The following is a 15,058-nucleotide window of genomic DNA, read 5'->3' as shown; positions in this document are numbered from 1 at the left end:
AGCATTGGTACGAATCAGGAGCGAGCGGATGCATCACAGCGGGCACGGCATGGACGGCATGAACATGGATCTGCCGCCGTTCACGCTGGGGCGGGGCCTGGAGTTCGGAGGTGATCCGTTCTTTCTGGTCGGCTGCCTGCTGGGGCTGGCGCTCTACTGCTGGGCCGTGGTCCGGCTGCGGCGGCGCGGCGACGGGTGGCCGATGGGCCGGGTCGTCGCCTGGGTGCTGGGCGTACTGACGGTGGCGGTGTCGATGTGCACCAAGCTGAACGACTACGGCATGGCGATGTTCAGCGTCCACATGGTCCAGCACATGATCGTCAGCATGCTCTCGCCGATCCTGCTGCTGCTCGGGGCGCCGGTGACGCTGGCGCTGCGCGCCCTGCCGACCGCCGGACGGGGCCGCAAGGGGCCGCGCGAGTTGCTGGTGGCGCTGCTGCACAGCCGGTACATGCGGATCATCACGCACCCGGCGTTCACCATCCCGCTGTTCATCGCGAGCCTCTACGCGCTGTACTTCTCGCCGCTGTTCGACTTCCTGATGCAGTCCCGGGCCGGGCACATCGCGATGATGGTGCACTTCCTGGCGGTGGGTCTGGTCTTCTTCTGGCCGATCATGGGCGTGGACCCGGGCCCGCACCGGCCGGGGTACGTGATGCGGATGCTGGAGCTGTTCGCCGGGATGCCGTTCCACGCGTTCTTCGGGATCGCGCTGATGATGGCGTCCGAGCCGATGGTGGACACCTTCCTGCACCCGCCGGCCTCGCTGGGCATCGACGCGCTGGGCGACCAGCAGGCGGCCGGCGGGATCGCCTGGGCGTTCAGCGAGATCCCCTCGGTGGTGGTGCTGATCGCGCTGGTCTTCCAGTGGTACAAGTCCGAGGAGCGCACCTCGCAGCGCGCCGACCGGGCCGCGGACCGCAACGGGGACAAGGACCTGGCGGACTACAACGCCTATCTGGCGTCGCTCAACGCACGGGGGCGGTAGCGGGCGCCGACGGGGCGCGGCGGGCCGGAGCGGCCGCCGCCGCCCGGTCGGTCATCTGGCGGCACGGGCCGCGGCCGGGGACGATGGTCTCCTGGCCGCGGCCCGCGGCGTTGTGCCCACGGCCGCCGTGAGGAGGTTGCGGGTATGCCCGGATCTGCCAGGACGATGGCCGTGTGCACGGTGTGCGGATTGGTGGCGGCGACCGCCTACACCGTGGCGTTGGGCGGCAACGGCTGGGTCTGGTTCCTGTGGGTGGTGCTGGCGCTGCTCACGGTCGGCGTGCTGACCGCGCGGCGGATCTGAGCCGCGGCGCGGGATGCCGCCGCCCCCGGTCGGCGGCCGGGGCGGGCGTCAGAAGCGGAACAGCGGGCCGGTGGCGGCGTCCATGGTGCAGGCGTTGGGGTACGCCCGGTGCCAGTGGACGGGCGCGCCCCGCCAGCTGCCGGAGGCGGTGACGGTCACCGGGTCGTACTCCCGGGTGCAGACGTGCGGCTCGCCCCGCAGGGCGTCCAGATCGCCGTGGGCCGAGGCCAGCGCGTCGCAGGCGGCGGCGCCGTGCGGATGGGTGCCGCGGGTGTCCGGGCAGCTGAGCCGTACCCCGTGGATCCAGGTGTCGCCGGCGCCGGACACGGTCAGGAAGAGGCCGTCGGCGGCGTCCGGAGCGGCGGCGCGGGCCGACGCCGCGCCGAGTGCGGTGCACAGCGCCACGGTCACGCCCGCCGCCAGGGCGGTACGGGGGATTCGGCGTCGGCGGCTCACGGGCATCAGGGTCTCCTGGAACGCTCGGGGCGGTGGCCCGGTGGGGTCACGCGGTGGGCGGGGGCCGGCGCCCGGCGGGGACTGCGGACGGCGCCCGGCGGCCCCAGGCCATCCCGCCGTGCCCCGGCGCACAAGCGGCCACGCCGTGCGGTCGCCCGGACGGGTCCGCGGATGCGCGGGGCCGGACCGGGCCGGGGCGGGCGGGATAACCGTTCGCGGAGCGCGGCGGCCGCCCCTACGGTGAGCTCCGTGAACGTACGGATACGGGGGCGGCGCCGGTGAGCGCCCGGCTGCGCGGGATGGCGCAGGAGACGGAGCGGATCGTCGCGGCGGGAGGCTACCGCACGCCGGACGGACGGGCGGTGGACCTCGCGGCGGCGGTGGCACGGGCGCGGGCCGGGACCCGGCTGCACGGGCCGGGGCCGGTGGCGGTGGCCGGGGCGGCGCCGGGTCTGCGGACGGTGTTCGAGGTGACGGCGGAGGGCAGTCTGACGGCCGGCGGGCGGCTGGCGGCGGCCGGTGGGTCCGGTCCGGTCGCGGTGCTGAACTTCGCGTCGGCGCGCAACCCCGGTGGCGGGTACCTCAAGGGCGCGCAGGCGCAGGAGGAGGCGCTGTGCCGCGGCTCGGCGCTGTACACCTGTGTCCGCGCGGCGCCGGAGTTCTACGCGGCGCACCGGGCCGACCCGAGTCCGTTCTACAGCGACCGGGTGATCCTCTCCCCCGGTGTGCCGGTGTTCCGCGACGACCGCGGGCGACTGCGCGAGGCGCCCTACGAGGCGGGGTTCCTGACGGCCGCGGCGCCCAACGCGGGGGTGGTCGCCCGGCAGCGGCCGGACGAGGTGGGGCGGTTGCCGGCGGTGCTGGCGGCGCGGGCCGAGCGGGTGCTGGAGGTCGCGGCGGCGGGCGGGTACCGCCAACTGGTGCTCGGGGCCTGGGGGTGCGGGGTGTTCCGCAACGATCCGGCCCAGGTGGCCGGGGCGTTCGCGGGGCTCCTGCTGTCCGGCGGCCGCTTCGCGGGGTGGTTCGCCCGTATCGTCTTCGCGGTGCCGGACCGCCGGGTGGACTCCCTCAACAGGGCGGCGTTCGCGGCGGTGTTCCCGGGCTGACGACGAGGTTCCGCGGGCGGCGCGGCCGGGCCGCCCGCCGGCGGTGGCCGGGGCGCAGGCGGCGATCGGGGTGCGCGCGAGCCGAGCGGGGCGCCGAAGGACCGGGGGCGGTCGGGAGGGCTCCTCCCGACCGCCCCCGGCGGTGGGTCAGCCGGCGGACTTGGCCGTCGGCTTCTCCGGGACGGGCGTGGCGTGCGGGGCGCACGTGACGTCCTTCGGGTCCGTGGTGCCCTTCAGGAAGTACGCGTCGACCCGGTTGTTGATGCACGGGTTGACCAGACCGGTGACGCCGTGCGAACCGGCGTCCCGCTCGGTGATCAGGCGGGAACCCGCGAGCCGCTTGTGCAGCTCGACGGCGCCGCCGTACGGGGTCGCCGCGTCACGGGTGCTCTGCACGATCAGGACCGGCGGCAGGCCCTTGCCGGTCTTGACCTCGACCGGGGTCTGCTGCTTGACCGGCCAGGTGGCGCAGGGCAGGTTCATCCAGGCGTTGGACCAGGTCATGAACGGTGCCTGCTGGTGGATGCGGGTGTTGTCGCGGTCCCACTTGGCCCAGCTGGTGGGCCACTTGGTGTCGGTGCACTCGACGGCGGTGTAGACGGCGTTGCCGTTCTCGGCCTTGATGTTGCCGGCCTTGTCGTCGGGGTGCGGACCGGCGTTGTCGATCAGCGGCTTGGTGTTGCCGGCCAGGTACGCGCTCCAGACGCCGGCGACCTCGGCCCACGAGTCGTCGTAGTACGGCGCGTTCTGGAAGAAGCCGGTGAGCTCGGCGGGGCCGACCACACCGCCGATGGGGTGCTGCTTGGCGGCGGCGCGCAGCTTCTCCCAGGCGGCCTGGACCTTCTCGGGCGTGTCACCGATGTGGTAGGTGGCGTCGTTCTTGGCGACCCACTTCTTCCAGTCGCCCCAGCGGGTCTCGAAGGCGATGTCCTGGTCGAGGTTGGCCTGGTACCAGACCTTCTCGCGGGAGGGGTCGACGACGCTGTCGACGAGCATCCGCCGGACGTGGTCCGGGAAGAGGCTGGCGTAGACGGCGCCGAGGTAGGTGCCGTAGGAGACGCCGAGGTAGTTGAGCTTCTTCTCGCCCAGTGCGGCGCGGACCACGTCCAGGTCGCGGGCCGTGTTCGCGGTGGTCATCTGCGACAGGACCGCACTGCCGGTGCGCGCCAGGCAGCCCTGGGCGTAGTCCTTGGCGAGCTTGCGCTGGGCGCGCTTGTCCGCCGCGCTGTCCGGCACCGGGTCGGCCTTGGGGGCCTTGACGAACTCCTGCGGGTCCTGGCAGGAGATCGGCGCGGAGTGGCCCACGCCCCGGGGGTCGAAGCCCACGAAGTCGTACGCCTGGGCGGTCTTGGCCCACAGCGCGCTCTTGTTGGTGATGCGGGCCGGGAAGCGCATGCCCGAGCCGCCGGGGCCGCCGGGGTTGTAGAGGAGGGCGCCCTGCCGCTGCTCCGGGCCGCCGGTGGCGACGGCGCGGTCGACGGCGATCTTGATGGTCCGGCCGTCCGGCTTGGCGTAGTCGAGCGGGACGGTGACGTAGCCGCACTGGATCGGGGCCTTCAAGCCCCAGTCGGCGGGGCAGTCCTGCCACTTGATGCCCGCCTTGGCGGCCCGGGCGGCGGCGAGCGCGACACCGCGCGCCTCGGTCGTGCCGCCGGGACGCCGCTCGCCGGCGGTGGCCGGTGTGGCTATCGCGCCGGCGAGGAGCGCGCCGGTCACCAAGGTGCCGGCAGCGCCGAGCGCTACTGTTCGATTCACGTGGTTGTTCCCCCAGCGTGGTACGCCGCTTGTGGCGGCGGGGTTCACAGACTTACGGAGGGATCCTGTCGTGTACGGGCCACACTTGAACAGATTTGGCCACAATTTCTTTACCAAGCTGTAGGAATCGCACGGTTGCGTACCGCATGGATCGTGGGGCGCGCCAGCGGGTAATGCTCCGGGCATGACCACGCCGCCCCCCATGGTGTCCGGCCGGGACATCGGCAAGTTCTTCCGGTCCGCCGACGGCCGTGTCGTACAGGCCCTCGACGGGGTCTCGTTGACCGTGCACGAAGGCGAGTTCGTCTGCGTCGTCGGCCCGTCGGGATGCGGGAAGTCCACCCTGCTGCGGATACTCGGCGGACTGATCGAACCGTCGGCGGGCAGCGTGGCCCGGCATCCGGGCCGGCCACCGGTCCCCGCGGCGGCGTTCGTCTTCCAGGACTTCGCCGTACTCCCCTGGCTGACGGTCCGCGCCAACGCCGCCTTCGGCCTGCGGATGGCCGGGGTGCGCCGCCGGGACGCCGAACGGGCCGCGGACGCCTGGCTGCACCGCATGGAACTGGCCGAGTTCGCCGCCGGCTATCCGGAGCAGCTGTCCGGCGGGATGCGCCAACGGCTGGCGCTCGCCCGCGCGTTCACCACCGGCAGTCCGGTGCTGCTGATGGACGAACCACTGGGGTCGCTGGACCCGCAGACCCGCCGGCTGATGCAGGAGCAACTGCTCGCCCTGTGGCAGGAGGAGCGCAAGACCGTGGTGCTGGTGACCCATTCCCTCGACGAGGCGCTGCTGCTGGGCGACCGGGTGCTGGTGATGTCGGCGCGGCCGGGCCGGATCACCGAGGAGCTCACGGTGCCGTTCCCGCGACCCCGCGATCCCGGTATCCAGGACGGCCCGGAGTTCGGCCGGCTGCGCGCCCGGCTCTGGGACCGGCTGCGCGGCGAGTTGTCGGTGGGGGCCCGGTGACCGCCCCGACGCGTCCCGTGGAGACCGCCGCCCCGGACGCCGCGGTGGCGGCCCGTGCAGTCGCCGTACGGGCCCGGCGGACCGCCTGGTGGCACGCGGCGCTGGGGCTCGCGGTGCCCGTGGTGCTGCTGCTGGGCTGGGAGCTGGCGGCGGCGGCCGGGGCGATCGACACCCTGCTCTTCCCGCCGCCGTCCCGGATCGCGGTGCGGTGCGTCGCGCTGGCGGCCTCCGGCGAGTTGGGCGCGGACACCGCGGCCACCCTCGGCCGGCTGCTGCCCGGGTTCGCGCTCGGCGCGGTGGCCGGTGCGCTGGCCGGGTTCGTGATGGGCGTCTCGCGGACCGCCGGGGCCGCCCTGGGCCCGCTGTTCTCCGCGCTGTACTCCGTCCCGAAGATCGCCGTGCTGCCGCTGCTGCTGCTCCTCTTCGGCCTGTCCGAGACCCCGAAGATCCTCTCGGTCGCCATCACGGTCTTCTTCGTCCTCCAGATCAACACCGCCGCGGGGGTCCGCCAGATCGATCCCCGGCTGCTGGAGTCGGCCCGCTCGTACGGCGCGTCCGGACTGCGGCTGCTGCGCTTCGTGCTGCTGCCGGGCGCCCTGCCCGGGGTGCTGACCGGGCTGCGGACGGCGGCGGGGCTGGGCGTGGTGGTCGTGGTGGCGGTGGAGTTCGTGGCGTCCGAGAGCGGTCTGGGCTATCTGATCTGGAATGCCTGGACGCTCTTCCAGCCCGACCGGATGTACGTGGGCCTGGTGGCGGTCGCCGTGCTGGGCGCGCTGTTCTCCGGGCTGGTGTCGCTGCTGGGGCGGTGGGCGACGCCCTGGCAGCGGTCCCGGTAGCCGTGCGCCCCGCGCTCCCGGCGGCGCGGCGCGGCCCGGGGTGCCGCCGCGTCCCGCCCCGCCGCTCCCGGACGCTCCCGTCCGGCTACCTCCGGCCCGCCCGACCCCTCCGACCCCTCCGCCCCCTCCGACCCGTCAACCGGAAGGTCCGCTCCGCGATGCGCCGTCTCCGCCTGCCGCTCCTGATGGTGGCCGTCCTCGGTCTGCTCGTCACCGCCTGCCAGAGCGGTGGGGCCGGTCCGGGCGGGCCCGGCGGGTCCACGGTCCGGGTCGCCCACGTCCCGTCCACGCTCTTCGCCCCGCTCTATCTCGCGGACGCCAAGGGCTACTTCAAGGCGGAGGGGCTCACCGTCACGCTGCAGACGGTGAAGAACGGCCAGGACGCGGTGCCGCTCGCCGCCGCGGGGCAGGTCGAGGCAGTGGTGGCGGGGTTCTCCGCCGGGCTGTTCAACGGCGTGGCCAAGGGCCTGGGGGTGAAGGTCGCCGCGTCCATGGGCGCCGCCACCGGGGCGCGCCCCTCGCCCTCCTCCCTGGAGGTGGCCAGCCGCCTGCTGGACGCCGGGACGGTGCGGACGCCGGCCGATCTGCGCGGCCGGAGGATCGCCGTCTCGGGCGGGCCGGGCGCGGCCGGCGGCTACCAGCTCGCCGCCATACTGCGCGGCTCGGGGGTGACGCTCAAGGACGTCACGGTGGTCAACGTCGCCATCCCCGACATGCGCACCGCGCTGGCCAACGGCGGTGCGGACGCGGCCCTGCCGCCGGCGCCCTTCAGCACGCTCATGGAGCAGGCCGGTACCGCCCGGCCGCTGGCCGTACCTCCGAAGGGCACCGTCGCGACCGGGGTGGTCCTCGGCGCGCGGTTCGCGGGGCAGCCCGCCGCCCGGAAGTTCCTGGCCGCACTGCGCAGGGCCGCCGCCGACCTCCAGGGGGCGGGCCGGACCTCGGACGAGAACGTGGCCATCCTGGCCAAGGCCACCGGGCAACGGCCGAGCGTGCTGCGCGACACCCCGCCGTACCAGTGGGATCCCCGACTCAGGCCGGACGGCGCGCAGTTGATGGCGCAGCAGGCGGCGTACCGGGAGGCGGGGCTGCTCAGCGGCCGGACCCTGACGGCAGAGGACCTGGTGGGGTGAGCACCGGTCCGGGCGGAGGGCCGCGGTCAACAGGGCGCCGACAACGGGCCGCGGAGTGACGAGAACAGGTCAATTGCCAAGCACCTCCCGCATATGCCGGTGCGGGCCGCACCGCCTTCAGTAACCTTCCGTGCAGGCTCTCCCACACACCGCCACGTGGGAGAGCCTCCGCGTTGTGCCCGTGTGCTGCGTCGTGCAGCGCGCTCGCCGGAGGGAGACGTCAAGTGCCCGGTATCGACCAGGTGTTGGCCCGCGCGATGGGGATACCCGGAGTCCTGGGGGCCGGGCTGACCGACTGGACCAGCGGGCTGACGCTGGGGACGGCGGGCCGGGCCCCGCACGGCGACCGCGACGCGGCGGCCGCGGACACCGCCGAGGTGGTGCAGGCGGTGGCCCGGAACGCCACGTTCGACACCGCGAGCGGGGACGGTGAGGCACTGGAGGACCTGATCATCACCACGGGGAACAGCTACCACCTGATCCACCTGGTGCCCACCGCCTTCGACAGCCAGACCTGCCTCCACCTCTGGCTGGACCGGGCACAGGCCAATCTCGCCCTCGCCCGGTTACGGCTGCGCGAACTGGCCGCGGAGCTGGCAGCGGGCTGACGTTCCGTCATGGCGACCACGTCATCCCCCCGTCCGGGCCGCAGCGGCGACGGCCGGCCCGGCCCGCTCGACCGGTACACCGCCGAGCGCGCCACCGGTGCCCTGCGCGGCCCGGACGGCTGCGTCTACCTCCACGAGGGCGCGGTCTACTGCGTCGAGTGCCCGGCGGCGCCCGACGTCGGGGCCCGGCTCGCCACCGCCGGACGGCTGCCCCCGGAGTCCTGGCGGCACGCGGCGGACGCGGCGGGAGCCGACCACCTCGGCGGGCAGTTCCTGCTCCAGCAGGGCTGGTTGACCCGCGGAGAGCTGGAGGTGTGCCAGCTCACCGCGCTGCTCGACGCGGCGTGCTTCGTCCTCCCGCCGGAGCCCGCCGCCACCTCCTTCGCCCCCGGCGACGCGCACTGGCTGGGCGTGGTGCGCCCGGTCGGTACGACCGCCCTGCTGGCCGCGGTGGCCCGTCGGCGGGCGCAGCTCGACCGGCTGGGGGCCTGGGCGGCGGCCGACGGCGCGCCGGTCGTCCCGATCCGGCCGGAACTCCCGGACCGCCCGCCCCTCACCGGCCGGCAGCGGCGGCTGCTCGCGCACGCCGACGGTGTCCGCACCCCCGGCGAACTCGCCCACGCCCTGGGCCAGTCGGCGTTTCTGACCCTGCTGGAGATACGGCGGCTGGCCGCGACCGGGCGGGTGCGGCTGCCGCCGCCCGCGGCGTTGCCGAAGCGGCGCCCCGGAGCCTGCCGGCCCGAGCGGCGCGGGCCGGACGCCCCGGTCTGGCACCTGCCGGACCCGGGCGTGCTGGAGACCGCCGACCCGGACGTCGCCCTCCTCGTCCGCCTGCGCACCGCACTGGAGGAGAACCTGTGAACCCCTGTGAACCCCGGCCATGAGGCACGTATTCGGAAAGCGTGTCAGGAGAAGGAGCGTCAGAAGACCGATGACGAGCGACACCGAGGCGATCGCATCCGGGATCCGGGAAGAACTGCGCGCACTGCGCGCGCACATCCGGCATCTGCACGGCGGCATGGTGGCGAGTGCGGACGGCATGGTGATCGCCCATGACCTGCCGGACATCGAACCCGACGGCCTGGCCGCGCTGACGGCCGCCGCCATCGGCGTCGCCACCCGGCTGACCGACGCCACGGGGCAGGGCGGGTTCGAGGAGTCCCTGACGCGCGGCAGCCGCGGCTACGTCGCGGCGTACGCGGCGGGGAACCGCGCCGTGCTCACCGCCGTGGCGGGCCCGGACACGAACGTGGGCCGGCTGCACCTCCAGGCCCGGCGCACCGCCGCGCGCATCGCGACCCTGCTCGACGCGCCGCCGGGCCGCTGACCGGGCCCGCCGACAGCGCCCGGCTGCTCCCCTCACCGGTCGACAGTCACCTACCGACGGCCGTCGGCCACCAGCAAGCAGTCCCACCTCCCGTACGACGGAAATCCAGCGAACACCATGGAAAGGCACGACCCCTGATGACACAGATGGAAACCGCTCTCGGCGAAGCGATGTCGACGATCGAGGGCGCGATAGGTGTCGCCCTGGTCGATTACACCAGCGGAATGGCGCTGGCCACTCTGGGCGATCCGCAGACGTTCGACCTCAACGTGGCGGCGGCCGGGAACACCGACGTGGTGCGCGCCAAACTGCGCACGATGGAGATGCTGGAACTCCAGGGCTCCATCGAGGACATGCTGATCACCCTGACCTCGCAGTACCACATCATCCGGCCGGTGACGGGCAAGAACGGCAGCGGTCTCTTCCTCTATCTGGTGTTGGACCGCAAGCGCGCCAATCTCGCGCTGGCGCGCCACCGCCTTGCCCGTCTGGAGGCCGAACTGGAGGTGTGAGCCTCCTCAGCCGGCCGCGGCCTCGTCCAGCAGCCGCCGCAGCGACAGTCCGTCCGGGGCGACCGCGGTGGCCAGCACGGCGGGGCCGGCGAGCGGCGCCAGGACGGCCTGGCCCCGGGCCGGGCCGTCGCCGTTCGCGCCCCCGAGCAGCCGGACCTCGGCCGGTTCGTCGGCGAACTCCGGCCCGGCAAGCAGGAGTTGGCCCACGGCTCGATGGCCGCCGAGGACCGCGGAGGTGTCCCAGCCGGGGGCGCCGGGCCCGTACGCGGTCTCCTGGTCGAGCACCGTGCGGCCACCCTGACGGATCGTCAGACGGCTGCGCAGCGCGCCCGTGTGCTCGCCGCTGCGGCCCAGCACCTGTTCCTCGCGGAACACGAGCCGGGCGGTGGGGGCGAGGTCCACGGTCGTGGTCATCCGCAGATCGCTGCCCGCGGCGGAGATCAGCGGTTCCGGCAGCCATTCGAGCCGGGCGCCGTCGCCGACCGTCAGGTGCACGTCGTAGGTGGCGAGGTCACCGGTCCGGCCGGGCAGGGCGACGGTCGCCGCGGCCGCGGTGATCCGCAGCGACGTGCCTGCCTCGGCGGTGGCCTCGATGCGCAGCCGGTCGCCGCCGAGCGGGGCGCTCATGGCCCCGATCAGGCAGACGCGGGCCTGGTCGGCGTGCGACTGGATGCGGCGGATCGCGAACGGGCCGCCGCCGTCCAGGACCGGCAGCCGACTGACCCCGTGCGCGTCGGCCCGAGCGACGATGCGGGCGGTGGCCCGCAGACCGCCCGCCGGGAGGGCGGTGGTCTGCGGAGCCGCGGGGTGGGTAAGGGCGCGGGTCATGCCTGGGCCGCGGTCCAGTCCGCCAGCTGCGCCCGGACCCATTCGGCGACCGGCTTGACGCCGTCGGGCTGCTTGAGGGCGGTGAAGGCGACCGGGAGTGCGCCACGCTGGGCCTTGGCGTCGCGGGCCATGCCGTCGAGGTCGACACCGACGTAGGGCGCGAGGTCGGTCTTGTTGATCACCAGCAGATCGGCGGTGGTGACGCCGGGGCCGCCCTTGCGGGGGATGTCGTCGCCGCCGGCCACGTCGATGACGAAGATCTGGCCGTCGACCAGGCCCTTGGAGAACGTCGCGGTGAGGTTGTCGCCGCCGGACTCGACCAGGATCAGGTCGAGCGGGCCGACGGTCTCCTCCAGGTCCTCGACGGCTTCGAGGTTGGCGGAGATGTCGTCGCGGATGGCGGTGTGCGGGCAGGCGCCGGTCTCCACGGCCGCGATCCGCTCGGTGGGCAGCACCGCCTCGCGCCGCAGGAACTCCGCGTCCTCGCGGGTGTAGATGTCGTTGGTGACGACCGCAATGGAGAGCTCGTCGCGCAGCGCGCGGCACAGGGCCGCGACGGTGGCGGTCTTGCCGGTGCCGACCGGGCCGCCCAGGCCGATCCGCAGGGCGCGCCGGCTGCCGTCGTGGCGTACCGGATCGGCGGCGCTGTAGGTGTGGCGCTCGGGGAAGCCGTCCTGGTGGTCGAGGTGCATGGTGACTCCAGTGGTTCGTACGGCCGCGGGGTACGCGGCACGGTGGGTGGACGGAAGGTCAGGACGCGAAGAGCCGGACCGGCCAGGCGGCGTGTGCTTCGGCGGCGATGTCGAGCAGCGGCGCGGAGGCGGCGGGCAGGGCGTCGGGACCTTCGGTGACGGCGCGGTGCGCGGCGGCCGCGCCCGCTTCCGCGACCTGTTCGAGGTCGGCGGTGAGGCGGGCGAGGACGGCGGTGGCGTCGAACGGGTCCAGGCTGAGCAGGCGGACCACGGCGGTGGCCGGGCCGCTGATGTTCTCGTAGGCGATCGCATGGGCGGCGTCCAGCGGTGTCAGACCGGCGGACCGGGCGGCCAGGCCCAGGACGACGGGCTGGTGGGCGCCGCGCGGGCGGGCCGCGGCGAGCGCGTCGAGTTCGGGGCTCGGCCAGGTGGCGCGGGCGGCCCGCATCATCTGCCGGCCGAGTCGGCGGGCGACCTGGCGCAGCGCCGGGACCGGCGTGCGGGCGTCCGCGGCGTCGTCCAGGACGAGCGGGTCCAGGCCGGCCGCGGCCGCGGCGGCGAGGCCCGCGGCGACCAGGCCCGCGGTGTGCAGCCGGCCCCGGCAGAAGCTCTCCAGGGTGGCGGCGTCCTTGATGTGCCCCGCGGTGACGGCCGGTTCGGCGCCGCCCGAGTGGGCGTGCCCTCCGGCGGGGAACCGGCCGTCGGCGAGGACGAGCAGCGCAGCGCGGCTCATCGATGGTGCTCCGGATCTTTCATCGACGGTACGTCAGAAGAGGAAGTACCGCTGGGCCATGGGGAGTTCGGTGGCGGGGTCGGGTTCGACCGCCTCGCCGTCGATGGTCACCGTGAAGGTGTCGGGGTCGACATGGACGCGCGGCAGGGCGTCGTTGTTGCGCATGTCGGCCTTCTTGACGCCGCGGGTGGACCGGATGGCCTCGAAGGACTTGTCCAGCGGGAGGCGCTCGGAGAGGTTGTCCTCGATGGCCTGCTGCGAGACGAAGTTGAGCGAGTTGCTGCCCGGGGCCTTGCCCATGGCGCCGAACATCGGGCGCGGCAGGATCGGCTGCGGAGTGGGGATGGACGCGTTGGCGTCACCCATCTGCGCGTAGGCGATCTGGCCGCCCTTGATGACCAGCTGCGGCTTGACGCCGAAGAACGCCGGGTCCCACAGGACGAGGTCGGCGAGCTTGCCGCCCTCGACCGAGCCGACCACGTGGTCGATGCCCTGGGCGAGCGCAGGGTTGATCGTGTACTTCGCCACGTAGCGCTGGGCGCGGAGGTTGTCCGCGGTGCCGTCGCCGGGCAGGGCGCCCCGGCGGCGCTTCATGACGTGCGCGGTCTGCCAGGTCCGCATCACGACCTCGCCGATCCGGCCCATGGCCTGGGCGTCGGACGACATCATCGAGATGGCGCCGAGGTCGTGCAGGATGTCCTCGGCCGCGATGGTGGAGGGCCGGATCCGGGACTCGGCGAAGGCCAGGTCCTCCGGGACCGCGGGGTTGAGGTGGTGGCAGACCATCAGCATGTCGAGGTGCTCCTCGACGGTGTTGACGGTGTGCGGCCGCGTGGGGTTGGTGGACGCGGGGAGCACGTTGGGCTCGGAGACCATCGCGATCATGTCGGGGGCGTGCCCCCCGCCGGCGCCCTCGACATGGAACGCGTGGATGGAGCGGCCCGCGATGGCGGCGATGGTGTCGCTGAGGAAGCCGGCCTCGTTGAGGGTGTCGGTGTGGATCGCGAGCTGGGCGCCGCTCTCCTCGCAGACTCGCAGACAGGCGTCGAGGACGGCGGGGGTGGCGCCCCAGTCCTCGTGGATCTTGAAGCCGAGGATGCCGGCGCGCAGCTGGTCGCGCATCGACGGCAGGGACATGGTGTTGCCCTTGCCGAGGAGACCGACGTTGACCGGCAGGTTGTCCATCGCCTCGAAGAGCCGGGCGACGTGCCAGGATCCGGGGGTGATGGTGGTGGCCTTGCTGCCCTCGGCGGGGCCGGTGCCACCGCCGATCATGGTGGTGATGCCCGCGGCCAGCGCCTCGTCCGCCTGCTGGGGGCAGATGAAGTGGACGTGGGTGTCGATGCCGCCGGCGGTGAGGATCTTGCCGTTGCCGGCGATGATCTCGGTCTCCGGGCCGATCACCAGGTCGGGGTGGACGCCGTCCATGGTGTCGGGGTTGCCGGCCTTGCCCAGGGCGGTGATCCTGCCGTCGCGGATGCCGACGTCGGTCTTGACGATGCCCCAGTGGTCGAGCACCACGGCACCGGTGATCACGGTGTCGGGGGCGCCCTCGGCGCGGGTGACACGGGACTGGCCCATCGACTCGCGGATCACCTTGCCGCCGCCGAAGACCGCCTCGTCGCCGGCGCGGCCGGGGCCGCCGGAGCGGTCCTCGGTGATCTCGATGACCAGGTCGGTGTCGGCGAGCCGGATCCGGTCGCCGGCCGTCGGGCCGAACAGGTCGGCGTACTCCTGGCGGGTCAGTTCAGCCATCGAGGGGACCTCCGGTCTCACCGCGCAGGCCCACGACGATCCGCTTGCCCCCGATGGGGACCAGCTCGACCTCGGTGGGGATGCCGGGCTCGAAGCGCACGGCGGAGCCGGCCGCGACGTTCAGCCGCTTGCCGTGCGCGGCCGCGCGGTCGAAGTCGAGACCGGGATTGGCCTCGGCGAAGTGGTAGTGGGAGCCGACCTGGACGGGGCGGTCGGCGGAGTTGAGGACTGTCATGCGCGTGAGGGGGAGGCCTTCGTTGAGGCGCACCGGCTCGTCGGCGTAGAGGATCTGTCCCGGGATCATTGTCTGCTCTCCCGTGGTCAGTTGATGGGTTCGTGAACGGTGACGAGCTTCGTGCCGTCGGGGAAGGTGGCCTCGACCTGAACGTCGTGGATCATCTCCGGGACGCCTTCCATGACGTCGTCGCGCGTGAGCACCTTGCGCCCGGAGGACATGAGCTCGGCGACGGTACGGCCGTCCCGCGCCCCTTCAAGGATGTGCACCGTCAGCAAGGCGATGGATTCGGGGTGGTTGAGCTTCAACCCCCGTGCCCGCCGCTTTTCAGCCACGTCTGCCGCCACATGAATCAACAACCGTTCCTGCTCATGCGGGGTCAGTTGCATACGTTCCACCTCACAGGTTTTCGCCCGGGCGCATTTACCCAGGTCACAGGCATGGACACACCTGTGTCGATAGATGTACCACACAGTGTTTAAAGGCGAAGCAAACCGACTTCCAGTAATTGACCATCAACTTCCCCATCGCGGAAGGCTAGTTCGGCGAGATTTCGACGCCGTTACGACGGGCGGCGCATTTGGCGACCCTTGCCGCGCCTGCCGTAACACCGCGGAAATCACCACCGGTTACAGGTCGGCAACCGGATTCGACGACGGAGTCCGCTGCTCCACGCCCAGAAGGTTGTACGGAATCGTGGTGGCGAATTCCACACCCCAACCCCCTTCCGGAATGCGGAAAAAAGAGAGGGCGTCAGGTAATCAATCGGCATCATCTCCGCAAAACAGGCATCCATTCCGATGCCCGAGCACGGGTGTCCGGTA

18 protein-coding genes are annotated in these 15,058 nt (G+C 73.2%); 10 read left to right on the top strand and 8 right to left on the bottom strand.

From position 1 onward, the window contains the following. The first annotated feature begins 28 nt into the window (after window positions 1-28). On the top strand, window positions 29-988 hold the full coding sequence (locus tag CG747_RS36570; protein WP_100606209.1) for a cytochrome c oxidase assembly protein: 960 nt from the start codon (window positions 29-31) through the stop codon (window positions 986-988). Window positions 989-1,132: 144 nt separating this feature from the next. After that, window positions 1,133-1,291, top strand: coding sequence for a hypothetical protein (locus CG747_RS48385; RefSeq protein ID WP_180985845.1), 159 nt, complete (start codon window positions 1,133-1,135; stop codon window positions 1,289-1,291). A gap of 48 nt (window positions 1,292-1,339) precedes the next feature. Here the strand turns inward: CG747_RS48385 and CG747_RS36565 are convergent, their stop codons facing one another. After that, window positions 1,340-1,753, bottom strand: a complete 414-nt coding sequence (locus CG747_RS36565) for an SSI family serine proteinase inhibitor (RefSeq protein ID WP_100606208.1) — start codon at window positions 1,751-1,753, stop codon at window positions 1,340-1,342. Between the two features lie 272 nt (window positions 1,754-2,025). On the opposite strand from CG747_RS36565, the gene CG747_RS36560 reads away from it, so the two are divergent. After that, window positions 2,026-2,853, top strand: coding sequence for a TIGR02452 family protein (locus tag CG747_RS36560; RefSeq protein WP_257980969.1), 828 nt, complete (start codon window positions 2,026-2,028; stop codon window positions 2,851-2,853). Between the two features lie 147 nt (window positions 2,854-3,000). On the opposite strand, the gene CG747_RS36555 is transcribed toward CG747_RS36560, so the two are convergent. Continuing rightward, on the bottom strand, window positions 3,001-4,608 hold the full coding sequence (locus CG747_RS36555) for an alpha/beta hydrolase (RefSeq protein ID WP_100606207.1): 1,608 nt from the start codon (window positions 4,606-4,608) through the stop codon (window positions 3,001-3,003). Window positions 4,609-4,792: 184 nt separating this feature from the next. Between CG747_RS36555 and CG747_RS36550 the strand changes: the two genes are divergently transcribed. The 7 genes from CG747_RS36550 to CG747_RS36520 all read left to right on the top strand — a co-directional run bounded on the left by CG747_RS36550 (window position 4,793) and on the right by CG747_RS36520 (window position 9,991). Next, the gene (locus tag CG747_RS36550) at window positions 4,793-5,575 is read left to right on the top strand and encodes an ABC transporter ATP-binding protein (RefSeq protein ID WP_219621587.1); all 783 of its coding nucleotides are present in this window, start codon (window positions 4,793-4,795) and stop codon (window positions 5,573-5,575) included. Beyond that, window positions 5,572-6,411: an ABC transporter permease gene (locus CG747_RS36545; protein ID WP_100606206.1), complete on the top strand. Its 840-nt coding sequence runs from the start codon at window positions 5,572-5,574 to the stop codon at window positions 6,409-6,411. Before CG747_RS36550 ends, CG747_RS36545 begins: the two co-directional genes overlap by 4 nt. Window positions 6,412-6,569: 158 nt before the next feature. Further along, window positions 6,570-7,544, top strand: a complete 975-nt coding sequence (locus tag CG747_RS36540) for an ABC transporter substrate-binding protein (RefSeq protein WP_219621584.1) — start codon at window positions 6,570-6,572, stop codon at window positions 7,542-7,544. Window positions 7,545-7,768: 224 nt separating this feature from the next. Next, on the top strand, window positions 7,769-8,152 hold the full coding sequence (locus tag CG747_RS36535) for a hypothetical protein (RefSeq protein ID WP_100606205.1): 384 nt from the start codon (window positions 7,769-7,771) through the stop codon (window positions 8,150-8,152). Between the two features lie 9 nt (window positions 8,153-8,161). After that, window positions 8,162-9,013 carry a hypothetical protein gene (locus CG747_RS36530; RefSeq protein ID WP_100606204.1) on the top strand — a complete coding sequence of 284 codons (852 nt, stop codon included), beginning with the start codon at window positions 8,162-8,164 and terminating at the stop codon, window positions 9,011-9,013. Window positions 9,014-9,083: 70 nt separating this feature from the next. Next, complete coding sequence (locus CG747_RS36525; RefSeq protein WP_100606203.1) at window positions 9,084-9,479, top strand: roadblock/LC7 domain-containing protein; 396 nt, start codon at window positions 9,084-9,086, stop codon at window positions 9,477-9,479. Window positions 9,480-9,616: 137 nt separating this feature from the next. Beyond that, complete coding sequence (locus tag CG747_RS36520; RefSeq protein ID WP_100606202.1) at window positions 9,617-9,991, top strand: hypothetical protein; 375 nt, start codon at window positions 9,617-9,619, stop codon at window positions 9,989-9,991. 6 nt (window positions 9,992-9,997) lie between these two features. On the opposite strand, the gene CG747_RS36515 is transcribed toward CG747_RS36520, so the two are convergent. The 6 genes from CG747_RS36515 to CG747_RS36490 are packed head-to-tail and all read right to left on the bottom strand — an operon-like array spanning window position 9,998 to window position 14,623. Next, the gene (locus tag CG747_RS36515) at window positions 9,998-10,819 is read right to left on the bottom strand and encodes an urease accessory protein UreD (protein WP_100606201.1); all 822 of its coding nucleotides are present in this window, start codon (window positions 10,817-10,819) and stop codon (window positions 9,998-10,000) included. After that, complete coding sequence (gene ureG, locus CG747_RS36510; RefSeq protein WP_100606200.1) at window positions 10,816-11,511, bottom strand: urease accessory protein UreG; 696 nt, start codon at window positions 11,509-11,511, stop codon at window positions 10,816-10,818. Before ureG ends, CG747_RS36515 begins: the two co-directional genes overlap by 4 nt. A 58-nt stretch (window positions 11,512-11,569) precedes the next feature. Further along, window positions 11,570-12,244 carry an urease accessory protein UreF gene (locus tag CG747_RS36505; RefSeq protein ID WP_100606199.1) on the bottom strand — a complete coding sequence of 225 codons (675 nt, stop codon included), beginning with the start codon at window positions 12,242-12,244 and terminating at the stop codon, window positions 11,570-11,572. Window positions 12,245-12,277: 33 nt separating this feature from the next. Continuing rightward, window positions 12,278-13,999 carry an urease subunit alpha gene (locus tag CG747_RS36500; protein WP_100606198.1) on the bottom strand — a complete coding sequence of 574 codons (1,722 nt, stop codon included), beginning with the start codon at window positions 13,997-13,999 and terminating at the stop codon, window positions 12,278-12,280. Next, on the bottom strand, window positions 13,992-14,303 hold the full coding sequence (locus tag CG747_RS36495; protein WP_100606197.1) for an urease subunit beta: 312 nt from the start codon (window positions 14,301-14,303) through the stop codon (window positions 13,992-13,994). The genes CG747_RS36500 and CG747_RS36495 overlap by 8 nt, the downstream gene beginning before the upstream one ends. Window positions 14,304-14,320: 17 nt before the next feature. Then, complete coding sequence (locus CG747_RS36490; protein WP_100606196.1) at window positions 14,321-14,623, bottom strand: urease subunit gamma; 303 nt, start codon at window positions 14,621-14,623, stop codon at window positions 14,321-14,323. Window positions 14,624-15,058: the final 435 nt, after the last annotated feature.

The organism is Streptomyces sp. CB02959 (assembly GCF_002803155.1).
Taxonomy (GTDB): domain Bacteria; phylum Actinomycetota; class Actinomycetes; order Streptomycetales; family Streptomycetaceae; genus Streptomyces.
The sequence above is the reverse complement of the archived record's forward strand: the minus strand, read 5'-3'. Positions and strand labels throughout refer to the sequence as shown.